17 protein-coding genes, 1 tRNA gene and 2 pseudogenes are annotated in these 22862 nt (G+C 54.8%); 12 read left to right on the forward strand and 8 right to left on the reverse strand.

Translation table 11 applies throughout. From position 1 onward, the window contains the following. Positions 1–283: 283 nt before the first annotated feature. Positions 284–370 (reverse strand) — tRNA-Leu (locus RWM61_RS11460). A gap of 107 nt (positions 371–477) precedes the next feature. Next, positions 478–1188, reverse strand: coding sequence for an N-acetylmuramoyl-L-alanine amidase (locus tag RWM61_RS11465; protein WP_314000794.1), 711 nt, complete (start codon positions 1186–1188; stop codon positions 478–480). A gap of 138 nt (positions 1189–1326) precedes the next feature. On the opposite strand from RWM61_RS11465, the gene RWM61_RS11470 reads away from it, so the two are divergent. Next, the gene (locus tag RWM61_RS11470) at positions 1327–1575 is read left to right on the forward strand and encodes a YqzE family protein (RefSeq protein WP_314000796.1); all 249 of its coding nucleotides are present in this window, start codon (positions 1327–1329) and stop codon (positions 1573–1575) included. Here the strand turns inward: RWM61_RS11470 and RWM61_RS11475 are convergent. The 3 genes from RWM61_RS11475 to RWM61_RS11485 form a co-directional block, all read right to left on the reverse strand. Beyond that, the gene (locus RWM61_RS11475; protein WP_314000798.1) at positions 1566–2465 is read right to left on the reverse strand and encodes a hypothetical protein; all 900 of its coding nucleotides are present in this window, start codon (positions 2463–2465) and stop codon (positions 1566–1568) included. The genes RWM61_RS11470 and RWM61_RS11475 overlap by 10 nt on opposite strands. A 182-nt stretch (positions 2466–2647) precedes the next feature. Next, positions 2648–3595, reverse strand: coding sequence for a YqhG family protein (locus tag RWM61_RS11480; RefSeq protein ID WP_314000800.1), 948 nt, complete (start codon positions 3593–3595; stop codon positions 2648–2650). After that, the gene (locus tag RWM61_RS11485) at positions 3592–5403 is read right to left on the reverse strand and encodes an SNF2-related protein (RefSeq protein ID WP_314000802.1); all 1812 of its coding nucleotides are present in this window, start codon (positions 5401–5403) and stop codon (positions 3592–3594) included. Before RWM61_RS11485 ends, RWM61_RS11480 begins: the two co-directional genes overlap by 4 nt. Before the next feature lie 379 nt (positions 5404–5782). Between RWM61_RS11485 and RWM61_RS11490 the strand changes: the two genes are divergently transcribed. After that, entirely contained in the window at positions 5783–8395 is a 2613-nt protein-coding gene (locus RWM61_RS11490) for an adenosylcobalamin-dependent ribonucleoside-diphosphate reductase (protein ID WP_314000804.1), read from the forward strand. Positions 8396–8679: 284 nt separating this feature from the next. Here the strand turns inward: RWM61_RS11490 and RWM61_RS11495 are convergent, their stop codons facing one another. Both RWM61_RS11495 and RWM61_RS11500 read right to left on the reverse strand, forming a co-directional pair. Continuing rightward, positions 8680–9567 (reverse strand): LysR family transcriptional regulator, encoded by an 888-nt coding sequence (locus tag RWM61_RS11495; RefSeq protein ID WP_314000806.1) that lies wholly within the window; start codon positions 9565–9567, stop codon positions 8680–8682. A gap of 189 nt (positions 9568–9756) precedes the next feature. Beyond that, positions 9757–10986, reverse strand: coding sequence for an IS701 family transposase (locus RWM61_RS11500; protein WP_314000808.1), 1230 nt, complete (start codon positions 10984–10986; stop codon positions 9757–9759). Positions 10987–11144: 158 nt separating this feature from the next. On the opposite strand from RWM61_RS11500, the pseudogene RWM61_RS11505 reads away from it, so the two are divergent. From RWM61_RS11505 to RWM61_RS11520, 4 genes and pseudogenes are all read left to right on the forward strand, one after another. Next, positions 11145–12035, forward strand: a pseudogene (locus tag RWM61_RS11505) (MFS transporter); the annotation flags it as partial. Next, complete coding sequence (locus RWM61_RS11510) at positions 12001–12729, forward strand: SDR family NAD(P)-dependent oxidoreductase (RefSeq protein WP_314000810.1); 729 nt, start codon at positions 12001–12003, stop codon at positions 12727–12729. The pseudogene RWM61_RS11505 and the gene RWM61_RS11510, both read left to right, overlap by 35 nt. A gap of 26 nt (positions 12730–12755) precedes the next feature. Continuing rightward, positions 12756–13520 carry a hypothetical protein gene (locus tag RWM61_RS11515; RefSeq protein WP_314000812.1) on the forward strand — a complete coding sequence of 255 codons (765 nt, stop codon included), beginning with the start codon at positions 12756–12758 and terminating at the stop codon, positions 13518–13520. Between the two features lie 722 nt (positions 13521–14242). Continuing rightward, positions 14243–14400: pseudogene (locus RWM61_RS11520) on the forward strand (SDR family NAD(P)-dependent oxidoreductase); the annotation flags it as partial. Positions 14401–14463: 63 nt separating this feature from the next. Here the strand turns inward: RWM61_RS11520 and RWM61_RS11525 are convergent. Beyond that, positions 14464–15414 (reverse strand): L-lactate dehydrogenase, encoded by a 951-nt coding sequence (locus RWM61_RS11525; RefSeq protein ID WP_314000814.1) that lies wholly within the window; start codon positions 15412–15414, stop codon positions 14464–14466. Between the two features lie 517 nt (positions 15415–15931). Between RWM61_RS11525 and RWM61_RS11530 the strand changes: the two genes are divergently transcribed. From RWM61_RS11530 to RWM61_RS11555, 6 genes are all read left to right on the forward strand, one after another. Continuing rightward, entirely contained in the window at positions 15932–17119 is a 1188-nt protein-coding gene (locus RWM61_RS11530; RefSeq protein WP_314000816.1) for a HAMP domain-containing sensor histidine kinase, read from the forward strand. 251 nt (positions 17120–17370) lie between these two features. Then, positions 17371–18117: a GntR family transcriptional regulator gene (locus RWM61_RS11535; protein WP_314000818.1), complete on the forward strand. Its 747-nt coding sequence runs from the start codon at positions 17371–17373 to the stop codon at positions 18115–18117. Between the two features lie 18 nt (positions 18118–18135). Then, on the forward strand, positions 18136–19083 hold the full coding sequence (locus tag RWM61_RS11540; protein WP_314000820.1) for a sugar phosphate isomerase/epimerase family protein: 948 nt from the start codon (positions 18136–18138) through the stop codon (positions 19081–19083). Beyond that, positions 19065–20309: a M20 family metallopeptidase gene (locus RWM61_RS11545; protein ID WP_314000822.1), complete on the forward strand. Its 1245-nt coding sequence runs from the start codon at positions 19065–19067 to the stop codon at positions 20307–20309. The genes RWM61_RS11540 and RWM61_RS11545 overlap by 19 nt, the downstream gene beginning before the upstream one ends. Continuing rightward, positions 20306–21484, forward strand: a complete 1179-nt coding sequence (thrC, locus tag RWM61_RS11550; RefSeq protein ID WP_314000824.1) for a threonine synthase — start codon at positions 20306–20308, stop codon at positions 21482–21484. Before RWM61_RS11545 ends, thrC begins: the two co-directional genes overlap by 4 nt. 19 nt (positions 21485–21503) lie before the next feature. Then, complete coding sequence (locus RWM61_RS11555) at positions 21504–22859, forward strand: extracellular solute-binding protein (RefSeq protein ID WP_314000826.1); 1356 nt, start codon at positions 21504–21506, stop codon at positions 22857–22859. Positions 22860–22862 lie beyond the last annotated feature (3 nt).

Raw genomic sequence — 22862 nt, forward strand, 5'->3', positions numbered from 1 at the left:
TTACACCACTAGAACCTGAATCTAGCGCGTCTGCCAATTCCGCCACGACCGCATGTGTACGGCGAACAAAAATTAGGATACCATGTTGCGCATTGCGAGTCAAGTGCCATAATGTGCTAATTGCCATAATGTGCTAATGCGAAAATGCCATAATGTGAGACTGTTTGCCGATGCCGCAATTACGGTGTCAAAAGCTTCATGGCTCCCGGTAACAGAGTGCTCATCGGAAAAAAACGAAAAAGGGTTTCAGCCGGTGAGCTGAAACCCTTGTTAATTGTAAAGTTGGTGCGGTCGAGAGGACTCGAACCTCCACGGCTGTTACACCACTAGAACCTGAATCTAGCGCGTCTGCCAATTCCGCCACGACCGCATGCTTTGCAGCAACGTTACCCATATTAGCACGCGGCGAGCGGATAAGTCAAGGGTAGCAGAGAAGTAAAAATATTCAGTGAACTCGCTTGGACCGGTGTCCGCGCGCTACTCCGCGGTGATCTGATAATACCGGATGCCGTCAGCGATCGCCTCAGCGATTCGCTGCTGCTCCCTCGGATCGGTCAGGTCGTTCCGGTCCCGCTCATGGCTCAGAAAGCCGGTCTCCACGATGACGGCCGGGCTTTGCACGCGCCGCAGCAAATAATACGGCTTACCTAGCTTGGGCTCGCGGGTCATCCCCTGCTTGCGGTTAAGCGAATCTTGAATGAAGGAAGCGAGAAGGGCGCTCCGGCCTTCATTCTGGTGCAGCACAAGCGGCCCGTGCGCCGAATGGTTCGAGGACCAGTTGACGTGCAGGCTGACGAACAGCCGCACCGGTATTTCATCGGCAAGCTGCCGCCTCTGCGACAAGTCCTTGCGATGGCGGGAACGCGTGATATGCCAGCGGTTGTCGTCGCTGAGCGCGTAATCGCCGCTGCGGTTCATCACGGCGACGATGCCGCGGCTTCCCAGCATCAGATACAGCCGCTTGGCGATTGCCAGATTAATGTCCTTCTCCAGAATGCCGCCGTCAGAGGCGCCGCCGTCGATGCCGCCGTGGCCGACATCGATGAGAACCTCGGCTTCCGGGAGCGAGCGCTCGTATCGGGGAGCCGCAACCCCGGCACCGGTCGACGTGTGTAAGGCGGTCAGGAAAGCGGCGGCCGCGCACATTGCGCGCAGCCGGCCGCGGAGCTTTTTGCCGTAAGGCTCCATCCTCGTCCCCTCCGTTGCTGTTTGTTGCGGTTAGGGTGCGCAGTTCTTACAGTTTTATACAGGTTTAAGCATGGAATTCGGTGGGCACAATGTAACTACTTAGTGTGTGACGGTTTGCGATCGGGGAGGGGACGAAAAATGGCGGTGAAGGACGGAAAGGAATATGTATCGTTCATGGCGAAGCGGTTCGTTGCTTATATGGAGACGCCGACGGAGGAAAGACGCCGCATGCGAACCGAAGCGAAGTCTCGGCGTGAGCCGTGGCTGGCCAAATGGTTCGGATGGGCGCCGTACGGGATCGTTATGTGGCTGCAAGCCCGAAAAGCGCGCAAGGAGAGGACCCGCGCGGCTTCGGTCATCAAGGAACGGGATATGCGTCAGTCATAGATACTTGCGTGCAGCTGAACGTCCCGGAACGGCGTATAGCGCGCTACCCGGTCATCCACCGCGACGTAGCTCTCTCCGTTATCCCATTCATGCAGGCCGACGACCGGCAGCACGCTGAGCCATTGCCCGTCGAATTTCTCGGCCGCCAGGCGAAGCTGCTTTCCCGCTTTAAGCTTGCTTTGCAGCAGCTTGTCGCCGCTCGGCCCCTTGAGCTTCAAAGGCTGCTTCGTGAGCCACGGCAAACGCTCGTAAGGATCGAATGAGCTGATTTCAAGCGCGCGAGCGACGGCTTTCTGCGACCGGCCTGGGCTAGCGGAAGGACCGGCTTTGGCGCGGGATTTCTCCGCCTGGAGAACGGCAGCCCGCCACTGCTCGTCGGAAATGGGCAGTTCCTCGCCGTTGTACGCGTCCATATAGACGGCGGGCCGCTCCTGTCCCGGAAACGAAATGCGCCAAGCCGCCAGCATCGAATGGATGTAAAGCCTTTCCGCCCGGAAAGGCTTTTTGCCGATGGCTGGAGGAGTTTCCAGATTGGCCAGGCCTTGTCTGAGGACGGCTGGGGAGAAAGGGTGCCCGGCCGCGCCGTATTCGCTCAGCCGGTATCCGCCCGTTTCTACGGCGTGGATAATCATATAGCCTACGCTGCGTTCAGCGGCATGGAAAGTGACGAGCCAGCCGTGGGTTCCGGGGCCGAGCGCGGAGATGCGCCTTTCGGCTTGCGGGAGAGCCTGAAAGCCCGGCTTCCGCGACAGCGCCGCCGCCCAGACGTCGATTTGGGCGTCCAGGTCGGCAGGCACTTCGGACCCGTTTGCCGAGGCCGTGTCATAGATGGAGGGAGCTGCGCACAAGAGCAGGAGCAGCGCAGCGAAATAAGGCAGCCATTTTCGCATCGTCGGTTCTCCCTTCGTAGTCCGGGTATCCGGGTAAGTATGGGTGTTAACGTCATTGCGTTTGTTCCATTGTAGCGGACAAGCCGTGCGAAGACTGTTGCTGTCTGTCGGGCCGATGCGGCCGCGCCGCCGATGTTTTTGGCGATTTCGGGCGAACTTTACCGCGGCGGTGACGCGGCCGTCTACTCGATGCCCGCCAAATGAAAGACGCCGCAGTTGATGACGGATGCCGTTACGCGAGGCTGCAGCTGCCAGACGATCTCCGCCTTGCGGTTCTCGTATTGCCGCGAGATTGCCTCGCGCTGCTCTTCCTCCGCATGCTTCAGCATCGGCTCATAATAAGCGCCGAGCTGCCGAAGCTCGTCGGCAAGCCGCGCCGCGGCTTCCTCGGCCCAGCCGTAATCGTAATGCTTAAGCCTGCGCTCGAGCGCGGCTTCCGCGATCGCCGCGGCCTTCCCGAGCGTCAACCCGCTTTTGGCGACATGCACATTGGGCGGCAGCCTTGGCGTCATGCGAAGCCCAAGCAGCCGGTCGTAGAAACGGTCGACACATACGCCCGTAGCAAGCGAAACGCCGTACGAATGGAGTTCTTCCCGTTTGCGGTCGCATTCGAAGCCGACCTTGACGTTGATGCCGAGCCAAGGGGTGTAGGCGGCCGAATCGAACGGATGGGCGGCCTTCGCATCCGGCTGCTGGAACAGGTACACGAATTTGCCGTTCTGGCGGACGGTGTCGAACAGCTGATTCATCCGGCCGGAGCCGTAGTACAGGTTCTCGCGGGGCATCCGCGCTCCGATCGCCGAGGCGTTCACATGGCCGAACGAACGGATGAGCGCGGCGTTGACGCCCGTCTCGACGGAATCGGGGCCCGGCTGCTGTTGCTGCGGCGGGACGGAGACGGCTTCGATCTCCTCGTATTTGGCCGCGTCCGTCACAAACAGAAAGGACATCGTTTCCGGCTCCGCTCCGACTCTGTCCACGAAGCTCCAGTAGTACGGCCGGTTCGTCAGCGCCCGGTCCGCGGCGGGCGAGAGCTTGACCTTGAAATGCGCGGGGGACCGCTCCAGGACCGCGCAGCCGGTGGCCTCGAGATACCGTTCGACGAATTTATGGACCTGCTTCGCGTTCACGGCCGCACCTCCACGGTTCCGCCCAGACCGTCCAGAATGGCGCCGATCGGAGGAGTGCCCGCCTTGCGGGCCTCCATCTGCGCTTCGGTGCGAATCCGGTTGATCGACTTGCCCAGCGTATCGATCCGGCTGCGCAGCTCGCCGTCGCCGGCGGACTCCAGCAGCATTTTGGCAAGCCGCTGCTCGAGCGGCTGCTCCTCTTTTTCCAAACGTTCCATAATATCGTCCAGCTCGCCGATGACAAGCTCGAACAGGTTGATTTTCTCGTGCAGCAAATGAACGATGTGCTCCTCGATCGTGCCGAGCGTGCACAGGTTGTAGATCTTGACGTCGTTCTGCTGTCCGAGCCGGTGGACGCGTCCGATCCGCTGCTCGACCCGCATCGGGTTCCAGGGCAGGTCGAAGTTGATCATATGGTGGCAGAACTGCAGGTTGATGCCCTCGCCGCCGGCTTCCGTCGCGATCAGCACCTGCGCCCGGCCGCGGAACAGGTCCATCATCCAATCCTTTTTGCCGCGGTTCATGCCCCCCCGGTACGGTACGGCCTGAATGCCGTGCTGCTTGAAGAACTGGAGCAGATATTCCTGCGAAGCCCGGTATTCGGTGAACACGATCACCTTCTCGTCGTTCATGCCGCGGATCAGCTCGAGCGCTTTCTCGCCTTTCGAGTTCGACTTGATCTGCTTGATGACGTTGACGAGCTCCCATATTTTCGCCCGGACCGGAGAGTCCTCGGCGGTTTTTTTGAACAGATTGACAAGCGTGAGAAAAACGGCGTCCCGGCTGCTGCATACCTCGCGCTGGAGGGTGACGAGCGAGAGGGCGCTCGTCAGGTCGCCGCCGCTTTCTTCATAGCGCTCGCGCACGAAGGAGGTGACGGCGTCGTAGAGGTTTTTTTCCTCCTGGGACAATTCCACGGTGACGTTGCGCACGATCCGCTTCGTGAAGCTGATGCCGCCGTCGCCGCGCCGGTTCCGGATCATCACGCCGGAGAGCGCCTGCTGCAGCCGGTCCTCGTTCTTCGGCAGCCGCTTGTCGACGACGAAGTTGGCCGCGAATTCGCTTTGGCCGCCGAGCTGGCCGGGCTTGAGCAGGGTGATCAGGTTGTAGAGCTCGTCCAGATCGTTCTGCACCGGGGTGGCGGTGAGGAGCAGGCAATATTTTTTGCGCAGCTGCTGCACGAATTGGTAGTTGGTCGTCTTCTTGTTCTTCAGCTTGTGCGCCTCATCGATGATCAGCATGTCGTAGTCGCTGTTCAGCAGATAGTCGCGGTGCTGCTCGCGCTTGGCGGTGTCGATCGAGGCGACGACGATGTCGTTCTGCCAGCTGTAGTGCTTGCGCTGGGCGGTGGCCGGGATGCCGAATTTCTGGTTCAGCTCCCGCACCCACTGCAGCACCAGCGAGGCGGGCACCAGAATCAGCACCTTGCGGACGAGGCCGCGCACGAGGTATTCTTTCAGTACGAGACCGGCCTCGATCGTCTTGCCAAGTCCGACCTCGTCGGCCAGAATGGCGCGTCCGCCCATCTCATGCAGCACCTTGCGCGCGGTCGCGATCTGATGCTCCATCGGCTCGAACGCGGGAAGAGAGCGCATGCACTGCAGCTCGTCGAAGCTCGTGACAAGCTTGGCCTGCTCGGCTTCCACCGTCAGCTGAAAAAGCGTCCAGTCGTCCCAGGGCCCGTTGCGGAGGGTACGGTTCTGCAGCTCGTCGAGCCATGCGCGATCGAATTGAAGCGTTGCATGCGGATGGAGCTTTTTGCCCGGTTTCGGCTGTTCGGATGGGTTGGCACCGTCGGTCGGCAGCATAAGGGCTCCTTTCCAAGCCAAAAGTTGGATTATGGTATAGTATTGCCCTTCGTAGTAAGATTAATAAGCGGGGCGTGGCGGATGATGATGCGGAAGACGGCGGGGCTTGAAGATAAGGCGTTTCGTGAAAACGCAATCGGATGAGTTGTCGAAAAATGTGGAATTGAGGAAATGTGCGAAAAGGACAGCGAGTGCGCGTTCGGCTTCGATAACGGGAGCTTGAACGTTATTTTTTTGTGAATCCGGCTATGGTGTTACAATATATAGTGTAGTAAAATGGTGTTTGTACACCATATGTTGTGGTTATATTTTACATAAGCTTAGAGTGACAGGCTGCCGACTAGTGCGCGTTACAGCCAATTTGATGGGAGGCGTTGCAGTGGAAACGACAAAGAAAAGCCGGCTGGAAGGGCTGAGCGAGAAAATCTTTTTGGACCGGTATGCCTGGAAAAATGCGGATACGTCCGGCACGAAGGTCGGAGACGTGGTGCTGGCGCTGACGAAGGACGACCCGAAATTCCCCGCCAAGGAAGTCGGGGAAGTGATTGAGCGGAACGGCAGTACGGTGAAGGTGAGAACCCGCGGCGGCGACGTCGTCGAGACGTCCGTCGAGAAGCTGACGCTGACGATCGAGAAGACGCCGGAGGAAATGTGGGACCGCCTCGCGGCCGCCATGGCCTCCGTGGAAGATACGAGTGAGAAAAAGAAGCAGTGGACCGAGCGGTTCCGTTATATATTGGACGATTGGAAGCTGGTGCCCGGCGGCCGGATTGCGGCGGGCGCGGGAACGAGCGAGGAGCTGACGCTGTTCAACTGCTACGTCATTCCGTCGCCGAAGGACAGCCGAGGCGGCATCATGAACACGCTGAACGAGATGACCGAAATTATGGCCCGCGGCGGCGGGGTAGGCATCAACCTGTCATCGCTTCGGCCGCGCCGCGCGGTCGTCGCAGGCGTGAACGGATCGTCGAGCGGGGCGGTATCGTGGGGCGGGCTTTTCAGCTACACAACGGGCTTGATCGAGCAGGGCGGCAGCCGGCGCGGCGCGCTGATGCTGATGATCAACGACTGGCACCCGGACCTGATCGATTTCATCACCGTCAAGCAGACGGCGGGGGCCGTAACGAACGCGAACCTGTCGGTATGCGTCAGCAACGACTTCATGCGCGCGGTGAAGGAGGATCTCGAATGGGATCTCGTCTTTCCGGACACGAAGGATCCCCAGTACAACGAGATTTGGGACGGCGACATGGAGAAATGGCGCTCGCTCGGCAAGAAGGTCGTCCATTACAAGACGGTCCAGGCGCGCGAGGTATGGCACATGATCATCGAATCGGCGTGGAAGTCGGCGGAGCCGGGCGTCGTGTTCATGGAGTACTACAATCAAATGTCGAACAGCTGGTATTTCAATCCGATTATTTGCACGAATCCGTGTGGGGAACAGGGGCTCCCAGGGTGGGGCGTTTGCAACTTGTCTGCGATGAACCTATCCAAGTTCTACGACGCCGAGAACAACGACGTCGCTTGGGACGAATTGTCCAAAGTAACGCGCTGGTCGGTGCGGTTTCTGGATAACGTCATCGACAAGACGCCGTATCATTTTGAAGAAAACCGGAAGAACCAGCAAGCGGAGCGCCGCGTCGGCCTCGGCACGATGGGTCTGGCGGAGCTGATGATCAAGCTGGGCATCCGTTACGGCAGCCCGGAATCGCTGGAATTCCTCGATAAGCTGTACGGCTTCATCGCAAAGGAATCGTATCTCGCTTCTACCGAAATTGCGGCTGAGAAGGGCTCGTTCCCTGAGTTCATCGCCGACAAGTTCCTTGAGAGCGGGTTTATGAAAAATATGGCCGCCGTTTATCCGGAGGTTACCGAAGCGGTCGCCAAGCGCGGTATGCGCAACGTTACGGTTATTACCCAGGCGCCTACGGGCAGCACGGGTACGATGGTCGGCACGTCGACCGGTATCGAGCCGTATTTCGCTTTCGAATATTACCGTCAAAGCCGCCTCGGCTTCGACAAGCAGTACGTGCCGATCGCGCAGGAGTGGAAGGACGCGAATCCCGGCCAGGATCTGCCGGATTGCTTCGTAACGTCGATGGATCTGTCTGCCGAAGATCACATTCGTGTGCAAGCGGCGATCCAGCGCTGGGTCGACAGCTCGATCTCGAAGACGGCTAATGCTCCGGCGGACTTCACCGTCGAAGAGACGAAGCGCCTGTATGAGCTCGCCTTCGACCTCGGCTGCAAAGGCGTAACGATCTACCGCGACGGCAGCCGCGACGTGCAGGTATTGTCCACGAAGAAGGACGAAGAAGTGAAGGCTGAGGCAGGAGCGGCAGCGGGTGCTCCAGTTGCGGAGGGTGACGAAGAGGCGGTAGGCGCATTGAACGCCACGTTGAACGCCGGCGTATCCAAGCAAGAGGAGCAGGTGTTCGACAAGCAGTACAAACGCCGTCCGTCCGTATTGCGCGGCGCCACGTACAAGCTGAACACGCCGTTCGGCATGGCGTACATCACGATCAACGACATCGACGGCACGCCGGGCGAAATTTTTCTGAACGTCGGCAAAGCCGGCTCGGACGTGTTCGCCATGGCGGAAGCGCTCGGCCGCGTCTGCTCGCTGTTCCTCCGCTACGGCGACCACGGCAGCAAAGTGAAGCTGCTTGTTAAGCACCTGAAAGGCATCGGCGGCTCCGGCGCAATCGGCTTCGGCGCCAACCGCGTCGAATCAATCGCCGACGCCGTCGCGAAATCGTTGGAAATGCATGTGGCGGCCAATGAGGAAGCGGAGCATGCGCACGGTCATGTGCCGCCGATTGCGGCTACACTGGAATCGGCCGCGTCGGTCGTTACCGGCGGCGGGTTCGCGGCAGGCAAGTCGGGCCCGGTCACATCGCTGGACCTGTGCCCGTCCTGCGGCTCGGCCTCGCTGCTGAACGTGGAAGGCTGCAAGACCTGCACCAGCTGCGGCTATAGCAAGTGTTCGTAAGAGGGAGGGGCTTCGGCCCCTCTTTTGTGCGCTTGGCAGCGCATCGACTAAGGAGTGAATGTCTCCAGCACACCGCGAGGTGGCGGAAGTGCATAGCTGAACAGCAGTAAGAATTCTGCTGTAACATCATTAACGGAAAATGTCCACATTTGACCACAATGAGTGGTCAAATTGTGGTCAAACAATTTATCTTGATTAACCCCTGCCATAACCATTACCCCGAAAGTTGTTTAACGAGTGCATAAACCTCTTACGAGATTTTCCTACACATCTGTTAATAATTTTCAAAATTTCGCCTGAATTTCTTTTAAAAACATATCGGCAGCAGCCGAAAAGACCTGATGCTTTTTCCAAACAATATTTAAGTCAGTTTCAAGTCTTGGCTCTAGCGGTCTAAAACAAAGGTTACTATCACTAGACGTATTCACTATTTTATCAAGAGTTATTGCATAACCAATGCCTTCTTCAACCATAATGGCAGCATTATATGCAAGATTGTAAGTAGTCACGACGTTTAATTTATCAAAATCTTCACCAAACCAATCCGCAAATTCATTTTTAGAAAATGTCTGCTTCATAGCCTGTCGTGAACAGATTAGCGGAACATTTATTAAATCTGCTGCTTGAATGGTATCTTTGAAAGCAAGAGGACTGTCTTTCCTCATAACAACGCCCCAAACATCCTTGGCTGGGATATTGATATAATTGTATTTTGATAAATCAGCCGGTTGAATTAAAACACCAAAGTCAAGCAGTCCCTTGTCAAGCCGTTCAGTCACATCATCTTCGTTTCCGCTGTAGAGGTGATACCGTATATTTGGATAACTTAACTGTAAGTCTCTTACTACCCGTGCAATCTGTTTCATGGCGTCTGTTTCCCCGCCGCCTATATAAACATCACCGCTTATTGTTTCTTCCATGGATCTAAATTCTGCCTCTAATTTATCGACCATATCAACGATTTCTTCTGCTCTTTTTCTTAAGAGCATTCCTTCATCTGTGAGAATGATACTGTGACTGCTGCGAATAAATAGTTTTTTTCCTAACTCTTGTTCAAGATCTTTTAATTGTCTAGACAAGGTTGGCTGTGTAACATGCAAAAAATCAGCAGCACCCGTAATGCTTCCTTCTCTTGCAACAGTAAGAAAATAACGCAAAACTCTAACTTCCATCTATACTTCTCCTTTATGTTTTACAATACACGTTTCAGAAATGCTCATCAAGCATATCTTGATATAAGATATGAGTATTTGATATACACAAAAAGCACGCTAAAATAAATAACAAAGCTTGAGTCTTGCGAATTTCACTTGAAAGAGGTTCAAATGGGCAGACCAGTAGTGTAAACGGGTATTTCGAATTCAGGCAGACAGCTTGAGTTGCTGAAGGATGTCGAAAAGAGGCTTCTTCTCGAGGGCCTGCTGATACACATAGACGATGATCTGCCCAAAGTACTCTTCTCGAATGCGGCGCACCACATCACCAAGCGTTAACCCGGCTTGCTGCTCCATCCACTCCTGTCGCTGGGACTCCAGGAAGTTTTGCGTTAGGAACTGGATGGCCCAAAAACGTTGGATGCCTGTAAACGAAAGCAACTGGTATTGGTCGAAGCCCAGCAACTCCTTCAAGTACCTGTATCCCGTCTCGATGTTCCAGCGCACGTGATAGTATCTCTGGATCGTGACGAGATCCAAAGACAGATCTGTACACAGGAGACAAACCTGTGGCTTGCTCGAAGCGATATACTCGTCCTTCCAGGACAGCAGCAGCTTGACGTTTTCGATTTCGCTGACAGGCCCTTCGTAGGGGTACACCCAGTACGTCCCTTGACCCTCCACCGTAACGGAGTGGAGGTCAGATTTTCGGATGTACTGCATCGCGAAATCATCCATCGGAATCGATACCCCTGCCGGACGAATCCGGCGATTGGTCTTGACCGCAGCAATAACATGAAATCCTTTGCGGTTGCAGGCGTTAATGACTTTTTCGCTGGTGTACCAGCTGTCCATGAGGACGTAAACACGCTCGTCATCTTGGGCCGGAAAAGCCTCGATCATCTCTAACGCCAAGTCATTCTTACTCTTGAAAGGCAGTCGTTGAGCCTGGCAATACGCTTCTTGATAATATGGGCGATAATCCCATGCATAGGAGCAGCCGGTTGCGACCACATGAGCGGTAACCAGACAATGGCACCAGACCGACTTTCCGGCTTCATGAGAATACTGGAAACTGAGCGCCTCCATTTTCTTGGTTGATTTGTCCTTTTTGCAACACGTGTCGTCGACGATTAGAAACACGAGCTTCCGGTCTTCCCTGTTCTTAGCCTGTTTGGCATGAATCCGATCCATGACCATCTGCATCCGTCGGCGCTGCATCCGATTGACGCACCAGGGAGAATGATTCAGGAAATTCGTTGTGCTACTCAGATGACGGTTGCCCTTTGCAGCGTGCTGAATTTGAGTGATATTCTTTCGTCCGGCACAGAGAATGATGCCATGAACGAGAGTGAACAGATGACCGAGCTGCGGTTTGGAAAATTCCAATTTCAGAGCCAAAATAAACTTGACGATAGGCAGGTAGAGGGATACCATAAGATTGGGACAACCCCTTTATCTTGGAAATTTGGTCTGGTAACCAGAATTTCTCCCATAAAGGTTCGTTGTCCTTCTTTTATTCCGTTAGTCGACAAAGGTTCTAATATCTTGACGTTAACCAAGTCTGCTCGACAGCGAGATTTTTGCAACACTCAAGCGTGTTATTGATTGCACGTGTCGTTCCGGCCTTTTTCCATCCTGTTTATGTTTCATTGGCATTTACCGTCGCAGCGGCGTCCGTCGGCAAGGAAGAAGCTTCGAAGGCAGTGGCCAAAGTATTCATTGGCGTGTCTGCGGGGATGGTGCTTGGCGTACCGGTCTCGAGTTTGATTGCCACCTCCACTTCGCTTGCCCATGCGATGTTGTTCTTTGCTGCCGTGACGACAGTCGCATTCGTCGCGACACTCCTGTTCGTACCGTCGATGCCTGTTGCGGAAAGGCTCTCTTACGGCACGCAATTGCGCGTATTAAGGAGATCCGTGACCTGGCTTTCCATTGCCGGTGTAATTTTCATGAACGGAGCCGTATTCGGGGTGTACAGTTACCTTGCCGAGTATCTGAAGACCGTGACGAATTATGCCTGGAACACAATCAGTTTGATGTTATTCGTATATGGTGCGGCCAACATAGTTGGAAACATGGTTGCAGGGAAGCTGCTGGCTAATCATGCATTAAGAACGGTAATGTTATATCCGTTTGCAATGCTGGCAGTGTACATCATGCTTTTCATCATGGGGCAATTCAGTGTGCCAATGGCCTTCATTATATTGATTTGGGGGATATTGGGCGGCATAGGAGGCAACATCACTCAATATTGGATTGTGTCTGCAGCGCCAGAGGCTCCCGAATTCGCGAATGGCATCTTTCTGACATCCGCCAACTTGGGAACAACGATTGGTGCAGCTGTAGGCGGACTATTCATATCAGGAATAAGTACGCAATACGTCGTACTTGGGGGAATCTTGTTCCTGATTTTAAGCATCGCGACGGTTTATCCAAGAATTTCTATGTATGGTCGATTGGAGGATTCCAAAGTTGCAGGATAAGCAAGCAGCTCTTGTCACAGGCGCGAATCGGGGAATCGGATATGAACTGGTCAAACAATTGGCTGAAATGGGATTCAAGGTCATTTTGGCAAGCAGGGATCCGAAGAAGGGGTCTGAAGCAGCGCAACGACTTGCCGACTCCGGATTGGATGTTTCGTTCGTGGACATGGATGTCACCGATCAAGAAAGCATCCGTCAGGCAGCAATGACCGTCACCGAGACCGCTCCCCGATTGGATGTATTGATTAACAACGCGGGCGTATATTTAGATGGGAATGCCAAGTTATTGACCATGGATCCTGCGATTCTGGAGCGAACGATGTCCACGAATTTCTTCGGCGTTTACCATGTCATGCGTTCATTTATGCCGCTCATGGAAAAGCGGGGATATGGTAGGATCATCAATGTTTCCTCGGAATATGGAGCCATGAACGCCATGTCGTCCCCTGGAGTGGGTGCATACAAGATCTCCAAACTTGCAATGAATGCATTGACCCGACTGGCAGCTGCGGAAGTCAGAGGAGATATCAAAATTTATGCAGTCGATCCAGGCTGGGTAAGCTCGGATATGGGGGGACCCTCTGCTCCGAGAACGCCGAAACGAGCTGCCGAGTTGATCCTCGAATTAGTGAAGATGGGATCGGAAGGGCCTCGTGGAGGGTTCTTCAGGAATGGCAAACCAATCGATTGGTAAAAGCTTGGTGCGGATCACCGACAACTTTGCGAGAGAAATTGAAGATCGGTGCCCTGAATTTTGAGGGCCCTTCTTTCTCTCGCTCGCGGAACTGTTCATTCTTCCGAACAAAAGATCCAATACAAGGAGAATTCGAAGAGATAGAAAGAACGTTCCCCTTCTGGGACCCGAATCTGTTTGTGGATGATGACGGCAAAGTTTATTTCTACTGGGGGTGTTCCAATGATAAACCCATTTACGGGGTTGAATTAAATCCGGAGGATATGAAACCGAAAGGCGAGCCGGTCGCCTTGATTTTCGGCAACCCATCCGTCATTGGCTATGAAAGAAATTGTGATGGGGTTTTTGTATCGGACAATCCGCTCGGGCCATTTACACTGGCTAAAAATAACCCTTACTCGTATAAGCCGGGCGGTTTTATACCAGGCGCCGGTCATGGATCGACGATGGAGGATCGGCACGGGAATGTTTGGCACGCCGCGACGATGCGAATCAGTGTAAATCACGTATTTGAAAGGCGATTGGGGTTATGGCCCGCCGGCTTTGATCAAGATGGGGAATTATTCTGCAACCAGCGATATGGCGACTGGCCGATGAAGATCGAACAGGCCAGAATGAACCCATGGGAAAATCCTCAGTGGATGCTTCTTTCTTATAATAAGCCGGCTAATGCGTCCTCCTTCGAAGAGGGTAAAGATCCGTCGAAGGCCACAGATGAAAACGTTCAGACATGGTGGAGAGCAGCATCCCATTTGTCCGAAGAACGTGCTTTGGGGTTTTGCACCGGATAAACTGTATCACAGTTATATGGTTTTGGGAAGCAACGAAGTAAATATAGGCGCATTGGTCAAAGGCCAACCGGTATTTGTGCGGGTTGATGTATTTAACGAAAAGGGAATTACCGAAGGAGAAGTATTCGAAGTGACCCGTATCAAGAAAACGAGATGAGCGTATGATCGGCATATGGGACGCTTTAATAATTTCGTTGTAAGGCCGTTTGAAGGTACACATTCTGATTCAGCTTCTCGGACATGTACGCGACTGACTACGCACCGATGTTCACCGCCGTCATGATCGCAACGATCCTGAGGATCACTCCGTTCGCGATCTTAAACAAGCGCGTTCTCGTCGGAATGACGGAAGGCGCGGTCAAGGGATAACACGGATGATTGGTTCAGGCAAAGCCGCGATGAAAGATCGCGGCTTTTTAGCCGGTGAAAGTCCGGTCAAAGTAAAAGCAATCCGCCTCTTAACTGACGGGTAGCAAGCGGAGAGATTCTAAGGTTAAAGCCCCGTGACACGATGTACTGGATTGAAGATAGATTGTTCGGAGGGGCGATTTTATCAATAGCCAGATTGAAGGAGGATGCAATCCGTTGTGGTTGGCGACCCATATCTAAACTCGATGATCAGCACACGAGCCCGTTCTGCGACAGTCAAGGTTGCACCGCGTGAAACGAACTCCTGATATAACCCAATCCATTTGCATGAAGAAAGGAACCGTGAATTTTTTATGTCATATATTCAAGGGAAAGTTGTCATTATTATGGGCCATCAAGTGGAATTGGTGAAGCAACGACCAAGAAACTTGCGCAAGAAGGAGCAAAATTAGTCATTGCGGCTCGACGCGAAGATCGCTTGAAGGCTCTTGTTGAAACATTGCCGGATGCTGTACTGTTGCTGTAAGTGAACTCTCATCATTTTCATGTGGCCGGATTTGAAACGGTATGTCTTTCACAAATCGATCCGCTGAATCGCCTCGGCAATAATCGAGCAGGACGCGGCAAACTGCTCTTTCTCATTTTCCGTCAGGTTAAGCTCCACAATTTCCTTGACGCCTTGGCGGGAGATGATGGCGGGGACGCCGACAGCGAGTCCACGCTGGCCGTATTCGCCGTCCAGTACGGCGGAAACGGCGGTCACCTTATGATCGTCGTTCAAGATCGAACGTACGATATGGGCCAGTGCGTTGCCGATGCCGTAATGGGTGGAGCCCTTGCGCCTGTAAATGTCCCAGCCGGCATTTTTGGTTCTTAACGCGATGTCGTCCAGCTTCAAATGGGCGAATCGCTGCGGATGCTGGAGGAGGATGTCCTTAACCGGTTTTCCGCCGACCGTAACATGCGACCAGGCGGGGAACTGCGATTCTCCATGCTCGCCAAGCACGTACCCGTGCACGCTGCGGGGATCGACGGGCAGAAATTCCGATATCAGCGTTTTGAGACGCGAGGTGTCGATCGAGGTGCCGGAACCGAGCACCTGGCTGCGGGGCAGGCCGGACATTTTCCACACCATATAGGTGACGAGATCGACAGGGTTGGATGCTGCGATGAAAATACCCTCGAACCCGCTGTCCATAATCCTTCCGATCATATCCTTATGAATCTCATAGGCGGTATCGAGCACGTCCAGCCGGTTGTTGCCGCTCACCGGATAGGTGCCGGCGCAAAGAACGACGATATCCATGTTGCCGCACTGTTCGTACGTACCGGTATACATTTTGGTTCGGGCGTTGATGAAATCCATGCAATGGGACAAATCCAGCGCTTGCGCATAGGCACGGTCCGGCGTACGATCGATCAGCATGATCTCATCGCAGATCGATTGGTTGATAAGCGCATAGGCGCAGCTCGAGCCGACATAACCCACTCCGACAATGGCCACTTTTCGTACGCTGCTTACCATGTCATTGCCCCTCCACTGATAGTATCCATTACTACTATATGGAGAAGAATAAGGTTGATGTGACTATGAAGAAAAATTACGTGACGTATAAGTGACGCCATTACAATGCGTTTGTCGCGATTACACATAATAGATATCGGGCCTACAATAAGTTACAATGGAGGATAGCGAATAATCGTATACGGTCGAGCAGCCTGTATCCTACCTGTTATTATACATACGTTCGAGACGAAGATCGTTCGGCCATCCTTGACTTGTTGCGGAAGAAAAGCGGCTTTTGCAATTACGAGACGACTTTCCGCTGAAAACGATGGCTCCTTTGTATGAGAACGGAGCGGCAGCCGGTATCGCAGGCTCGGGCATTGATATACCGAAAAGAAAAAGCTGGAGAACATGCTGCGGATATCGGAGCTTCATTCGCATGTCGGCCAAATGGCAGCGGATGTTGCCGGTCGGGGACTCGCGTTTTTTATTTTTTCCGACAAATACATAATGCGAATCCCTATCTTATGGTATTATGTCAATAGGAAATTGGCGGAAAAGGTCGAATGAAATAGGTATGTGTGTTTTCACGCACATGGTGAATTATACAAGATATGGGGTTTGGCTTATCATGAAAGAAGCAGTGGAGTTTTTATTCGGGGCGGACGACAGCGATATCGGCATTGCGATTGTGGCTCCCGATCTCAGCATTGTTTTTACTAACGAGAAAGCGAAAAGCTTGTATACCTTGACGGAGGGCCATACATTTCCCGCCGATACCAAGACGGGGCAGATGGTGCAGTTCTGTTTGCAGCATCAAAAACGGGTTGCGGGATTCCCTGTCCGGGAAACGGTCGGCGGAACCTCCTTACAGCTCTTATTATACGTTTACCCTTTATCGCGGGAGGATAGCGCCGGCTCCTTTCTGGTTCTGTTATGCGATAACTCTCTTTTCGGCCAACATTACGAGTCCCAAATTCAGCAGGAGAAAGTCGATCTGATCGGCGAGATGGCGGCAGGCACGGCCAACGTTATTTTAAATCCCCTGGCTGTCATGAAGGGTACGCTGCAATTGATGGAAAAAAGCATCAAATCCGAAATTGCGGTTGCCGCTCCGTCTTTTCAATTCAAGAGCGCTCAATATTTCCAAACGCTGTATGATCAAGTGACGGAAATCAACGGGATCCTCCATCGTTTTTTATTATTTAAACCCACAGACTTGAAATTCACTCCTATCGCCTGGACCTCTTTCGTCCAAGGCGTCATTTCCCGTATACAATTGAAAGCTCTTGAAAAAAACATCGGCCTGGTCTGTGAGTTTCCGAAACGGTGCGCCCGCGTCTTTGGAAACGAGTTTTATTTGGAGGAAGCGTGCTACGCGCTGTTTCTCAACGCATTCGAGGAAACGGAAACGAACGGAAAGATCATGATTCAAATGGAAGTGACGGACGAGGCCGCTTATTTCAAAGTAATCGATTACGGTAACGGCATTCCGAAAGAGATGCTGCCTAACGTAAAACATCCTTTTTTCACGACAAAGCCCGATGCGCTCGGGTTTGGCCTCAGTTTTTGTGAGCATGTCATGCGAAAGATGGGCGGTCAACTGGATATTGAGAGTACGTCCGACGAAACCAAGGTTCAGTTAATGCTGCCTGTCATGGAGATAAATAAAGAAGCGGAAGACGCCGGATCGTTGCAGGGGAAAATCAAGAAGGAACAATAAACCAAGGGAGAGGGGAACCTCTTCTTTTTTGATTATTGGGACAATTCATCGTATGTTAAATAAACTAACGCATAAACGATTTCAAAAATATATAAGCGTTTAATAATTTAATTGTAATCGCTTCATATATTTTAATTCTTTCAATATGTTATTGACGGCATTCAACAGTGTTATTATAATTGACACATCAACTGGTATAGACAACTATCTGACTATTTCTCTCGAAATCCATTTGCTTCGGAGGTGAGGCCATGAAAGAAACAAAAGGGGTCATCGACAAAAACAGCGTTATCCCTCTCTATCATCAGGTCAAAGAATACTTAAAAAATCAAATGATGACCGGACGGTATAAAGTGGACGAGATGATCCCTTCGGAACGGGAGCTTTCTGAAGAATTCGAGATCAACCGGTTGACGGTGCGCCAGGCCATTAACGAGTTGGTGCAGGAGGGATTGCTGTATCGGCAGCGGGGTGTGGGAACGTTCGTATCCACGCCCAAAATCGAGCAGCCTTTGACGAAGCTGAGCAACTTCAGCACGGACATGCGGAACCGCGGTATTGTGCCGGGCGCACAGGTGGTGTCGATGAGCGTCATTCCGGCCACCAATCCGGTTGCGTCGCAGCTGCGTATCGACACCGGCGAAGAGGTGCTGGAGCTGGTGCGGGTGCGCACCGCGAACGGGGAACCGATGGCAATCGAGCGTTCCTGTCTTGTTTATTCGCAAGTCCGCGCCTTGTACGGGATGGACATGGAAAATGTTTCGCTCTACCAGATGCTTGAGGATGTATGCGGCTTGAAGCTGGTAAAGGCGATCCAAACGATTGAAATCGCCGCCATTCGGCCCGACGAAGCGAGCATGCTGGACATCGGGCAGCACGATGCCGTCATGCTGATCGAGAGGACGACGTACACCGAAGGCGCGGACCGCCCGGTCGAGTATGTAAGATCGTTGTACAGGGGCGACCGCTATAAGTTTTCGATCGAAATGAACGTTTAACGACCAAGGAGGCGCACTATGAGCGATCATTTGAAGCTATCGTTTGAAATTTGGCCGAATATGCCGTGGGGAAGGCTTGAAATCGCAGGCCCAGCCTGGAATTCATGGGGCGACAAATCGCTGGAATGGTGCGTGCGCCAAATCGCTTCTTACGGCTATGAAGGCTTTGATGTCATTTATCCGAAAATCCAGGAAGTTTTCCCGCATGAATACGACGACACCGTGAAAAAGGTCCGGAAAGCGATGGATGAAACCGGACTTGCTTTCTCGTCGATCGGCTGCCATACCACGTTCGTTTCGCCGCGTTATTTTGACCGGGACGCCGGGATCGCGAAGTTCAAGCGGGCGGTCGACGCCGCGGCGGACATGGGCGCCGGGACGGTTGTCACCCTTATCGGCGATGGGTACTACGATCCGCCGCTCTACAATCTGATGACGCGCAAGCAGGCTTGGCATCAGGTCGTAACCGCTACGCAGGAGGTAGCCGATTATGCCGCTCCGAAAGGCATCGACGTCAGCATCGAGCTGATCCAAGGCACGATCATCAACAACATCGACGATATGCTGAAGCTGTTCGAGCTGGTCGACCGCGGCAATGTATACGCCTGCGTGGACGTCGGCACGTTCTACACGACCGTCAAGCCGCGGATGCCGATCAAGGAAGCGATCCGCAAGCTGGGCGACCGCATCCGCATCACCCATGTGAAGGACGAGGTCGGTTTCCCGAACATCATGCAGTCGCAGCACGTCTGGTTCGGGGCCGGCTTCGTCGACTTCCGTGAAATGGCGGAAGCGCTGAAGGAAGCAGGCTTCAAAGGGTACAATTCCGTGGAATGGGAAGGCTTCCAGACCGGCGGCCTCTACGGGGTGGGCGATCCGTCCGGCGTGAGTATGACCGACTTCGACCGGGTGGCCGAGGAATCCAAAGAATATCTCGAGGAATTCGGATGGGGCAAGCAAGGCTAACGGAGGCAATCCTAGCGGCTGCGGAGCCAGAGGAAACCGAAGCGCTGCTTGCCCGGCTGATCGCGATAGAAAGCCATGGCGAAGCACCCGGACTGGAATCGACGGCGGCCGCCTTCCTATTGGGCTGGTTGTCGGAGCACGGCATCGAATGCCGGCTGGAAGAAGTGCTGCCGAATCGCCCGAATGTGATCGCCCGCATTCCGGGTGCCGGATCCGGCCCATCCCTGCTTCTCAACGGACACCTCGATACAGTGCCGCCCTACGGTATGCCGGAGCCTTTCACGGCAGTGAAGAGGGAGGGACGGATATACGGCCGCGGCAGCGTCGACATGAAGGGCGCGCTCGCCGCCATGATGATGGCGCTGGCTCTCATCAAGCGCAGCGGCATCCTGCTCGCCGGCGATGTCGTCTTCGCGGCCACGGTCGGCGAAGAAACATACAGTCCGGGCGCGCATCATCTCGCAGGCAGCGGGTTTACCGCCGATTACGCGATCGTCGGCGAGCCGACGGGCCTGCGCGTAGGGATCGCCCACAAAGGCGTAGCCTGGTATGAAGCGGAATTCACGGGCTTATCCGTGCACGGCAGCGTGCCGGAGCAGGGGGTCAATGCCGTATACCGGGCCAGCCGATGGATCTGCCACCTTCAGGACCATTACCTACCGAAGCTGAAGGCCCGGTCGCATCCGCTGCTCGGTTCCCCTACCTTGAATATCGGCACGATCGAGGGAGGAACGCGGCCCGTTATTGTACCGAACCGGTGCGCGGTCGGCTTCGAACGCCGGCTTATCCCCGGCGAAACGGCCGAAACGGCGCTCGATGAGCTGCGCGAAACGCTGACGGAAGCGCGTCTGGCATACCCCGGCTTCGATGGGGAGGTTCGCATCATGGACAATTTCCATGGCGTGCCGCATGGCCCGCTGCAGACCTTGGGCAACGGCCTCCTGGCTCGAGAGCTGCTTGCGGCCTACGAAGCGGAAATGGCGGGGGGAGTTCCCGCGGCGGCCGAGCCGATCGGCTTGCAGTTCTGGACGGACGGGGCGCTTCTGCAGCGCTGCTGCCGGGAAACGGTCGTATGCGGGCCCGGCCGCATCGAGCAGGCGCATTCCGATGAAGAGTATATCGAAACCGATCAGCTTCATGCCGCTTGCCGGATGTATGTCCGAACCGCCCTCGCGTTATGCGGGGAACCCTCCGCCTCACAAGAAGAGAAGGAGGCCCGGCGATGAATGCATTTGAACCGGTGTGCCCGAGCTGTGGCGCCGTGTACGGCGTCGAACCTCTGTACATATGCAGGCAGTGCGGAGGCAGCCTGGACATTCGTTACGATTATGAAAAGATTTTCCGGCATACGCCGTTTAAGGACATGGCCGTCCGTTCAGGCGGAGGCATGTGGAAATATCGGGAGCTTCTTCCCGTCCTGCCGGGTATTCCGCCTGTGACGCTCGGTGAAGGAGGCACGCCGCTCCTTCCGGCGAATAGAATTCCGAATATTAGGAATATTTCATCTCTTTATCTGAAAACGGAGTCCGTCAATCCTACTCTGGCTTTCAAGGACCGGCCGCTCTCCGTGGCGCTCACGGCCGCAAAGCAGTTCGGCATGGCGGAGGTCGTCTGCGCCTCCACCGGCAACACCGGCGTCGCGGCATCCGCTTATGCGGCGCGCGCCGAAATGCGCTGCACCGTTTATGTTCCCGCGGGTACGCCGCCGGAAAAGCTTGCCGCCATGGAGCAGTACGGCGCACATTTGGAAACCGTCGACGGCAGCTTCAGCGACGCCTACGCGGCAGCCGGTCTGGCGGCGGAGCGGCGGCATGCGTTCAATCTGACCTCAACCTACCTGAACCCGTACGCCGCCGAAGGCGACAAAACGGTCGCTTACGAGCTGCTGGCCGAGCTCGGCCGCGTGCCCGATTGGATTACCGTTCCGATCGGGGCCGGCCCGCTGCTGGCCGGCATCTACAAGGGCTTCCGCGAAATGAAGCTCGCAGGCTATATCGACAGACTTCCGCGCATGGCCGGCATTCAGGCCGCAGGCTGCGCGCCTATAGCGGAGGCGTTCCGGGCCGGGGAGAACAATGTGCGGCCATGGTCCGGCGCGGCGAAGACGATCGCGTCCGGCATCGCCGATCCGCTTTTCTCCTATGCCGAGGACGGAACACGCACGTTGTCCGTCATTCGCGAATCCGGCGGGACGGCCGCAGCTATTGCAGACGAGGAGCTGATCCGATACCGCAAGCTGCTTGCGGAAAAGGAGGGCGTGCTCGCGGAGCTGTCGTCGGTCGCCTCGGTCGCCGTGCTGGAGTGTTTGCTCGAGAAGGCGGCCATCAAGCCGTCAGATACCGTTATTGCGATTGTCACCGGACATGGACTCAAGGACATGTCCGCTGCAATAAAACGATAAAAGGGAGTTGAACTACGCAATGAAGAGAAAAAAATCTTATGTGCTACTGGCGCTTGTCATCGCGCTGCAGACGATTCTGGCGGCTTGTTCGTCCAATAACGGCGAACCTGCGGCCGGCGGCAATACTTCAAGCGGCAATACGGCTTCCGGCGATGCCGGCGGCGAAGTGACCGAGCTCACCCTGTGGCACATGGAAGAACCGCCGAACCGGGTAGCGCGGTTCAAGGAAATCATCGATGCGTTCAACGCCGCCAATCCGGACATTAAAATCACGCCGCAAGTGCAGAGCTGGGGCGACGCCTACTCCAAGTTCCCGGCTGCTATCCAGGCAGGCAACGGTCCGGACCTCTTGTTCACGATCCCGGATTACACGACGTTGATCAAGGAGCTCGGCGTGGTGCAGCCGGTCGACGACATCATCGCATCGCTCAACGAGAAGCACGGCTTCCTCGACGCCGCCCTTGCTCCTTATCAATATGAGGATAAAACATGGGCCGTCCCGGTGTTCGGCATGGTGCAGGTGCTCTGGTACCGCAACGATCTGCTCCAGGCCGCGGGCGTCACGCCGCCCAAAACATGGGACGAGCTGAAAGCGGCCGCGGAAAAGCTGACGAGCGGCAGCCAATACGGCATCGCGCTGCCCGCATCGAAATCGATGGCCACCGACCAGGTGCTGTACAGCTTCCTGGTGACGGCAGGCGCCAAAAACATCATCAACGGCAGCAATGAAATCACGTTCGACAACGACAAAACCGTTGCCGCCTATCAGTTGTACAACGACCTGTTGAAATTCTCGCCGCCGGACAGCAATACGTACCAGTGGGGCGAGCCGCAGGCGCAGTTCAACTCCGGCAGCGCCGCGATGGCGATCGAGAAGGGGCAGTACCTGTCTACGTTCGAATCCGAATCCGGCCGCCCGGCAACCGACCTAGGCGTCGTTCCCGTACCGGTCGCAGAAGGCGGCGAGGCAGGCAGCATCTATTACTCCAACGGCATCATGATGCTGACCGACGACGCGAAGAAGCAGGATGCGATCGCCAAATTTTTCGAGTATCTGTTCGAGCCGGAAACATACGGCAAGTTCGTCAACGCGGAGCCTGGCTTGTTCCTGCCGGTGACGGAAGACGGCAGCAAAGCGGAAAGCTTCTGGAACGATCCGGTCATCAGCAAGTACAAATCGCAGGTCGAAGTGCTGATTGATGCATCGAACAAAGGCGCGCTTTTCGGCTTCACAGACGGCGTGGCAAACAAAATCGGCAAGGTAGCCGGACCGAACTATATCGCGCAAACGCTGGAGCAAATGACAAGCAACGGAAAATCCGCCCAGGAAGCGGTTAGCTGGGGCCAGGCCCAGATGGAAGCCGCGGTGAAATAAACG

The sequence above is a fragment of the uncultured Paenibacillus sp. genome, assembly GCF_963515335.1.
In the GTDB taxonomy this organism is placed as follows: Bacteria; Bacillota; Bacilli; order Paenibacillales; family Paenibacillaceae; genus Paenibacillus_I.

Bases quoted from the DNA above. Each gene is read 5' to 3' on its own strand.
- RWM61_RS11465 (WP_314000794.1), bottom strand. From the start codon at position 1,188: ATGGAGCCTTACGGCAAAAAGCTCCGCGGCCGGCTGCGCGCAATGTGC.
- RWM61_RS11470 (WP_314000796.1), top strand. From the start codon at position 1,327: ATGGCGGTGAAGGACGGAAAGGAATATGTATCGTTCATGGCGAAGCGG.
- RWM61_RS11475 (WP_314000798.1), bottom strand. From the start codon at position 2,465: ATGCGAAAATGGCTGCCTTATTTCGCTGCGCTGCTCCTGCTCTTGTGC.
- RWM61_RS11485 (WP_314000802.1), bottom strand. From the start codon at position 5,403: ATGCTGCCGACCGACGGTGCCAACCCATCCGAACAGCCGAAACCGGGC.
- RWM61_RS11495 (WP_314000806.1), bottom strand. From the start codon at position 9,567: ATGGAAGTTAGAGTTTTGCGTTATTTTCTTACTGTTGCAAGAGAAGGA.
- RWM61_RS11500 (WP_314000808.1), bottom strand. From the start codon at position 10,986: ATGGTATCCCTCTACCTGCCTATCGTCAAGTTTATTTTGGCTCTGAAA.
- RWM61_RS11510 (WP_314000810.1), top strand. From the start codon at position 12,001: ATGGTCGATTGGAGGATTCCAAAGTTGCAGGATAAGCAAGCAGCTCTT.
- RWM61_RS11525 (WP_314000814.1), bottom strand. From the start codon at position 15,414: ATGGTAAGCAGCGTACGAAAAGTGGCCATTGTCGGAGTGGGTTATGTC.
- RWM61_RS11530 (WP_314000816.1), top strand. From the start codon at position 15,932: ATGTCAATAGGAAATTGGCGGAAAAGGTCGAATGAAATAGGTATGTGT.
- RWM61_RS11535 (WP_314000818.1), top strand. From the start codon at position 17,371: ATGAAAGAAACAAAAGGGGTCATCGACAAAAACAGCGTTATCCCTCTC.
- RWM61_RS11540 (WP_314000820.1), top strand. From the start codon at position 18,136: ATGAGCGATCATTTGAAGCTATCGTTTGAAATTTGGCCGAATATGCCG.
- RWM61_RS11545 (WP_314000822.1), top strand. From the start codon at position 19,065: ATGGGGCAAGCAAGGCTAACGGAGGCAATCCTAGCGGCTGCGGAGCCA.
- thrC (WP_314000824.1), top strand. From the start codon at position 20,306: ATGAATGCATTTGAACCGGTGTGCCCGAGCTGTGGCGCCGTGTACGGC.
- RWM61_RS11555 (WP_314000826.1), top strand. From the start codon at position 21,504: ATGAAGAGAAAAAAATCTTATGTGCTACTGGCGCTTGTCATCGCGCTG.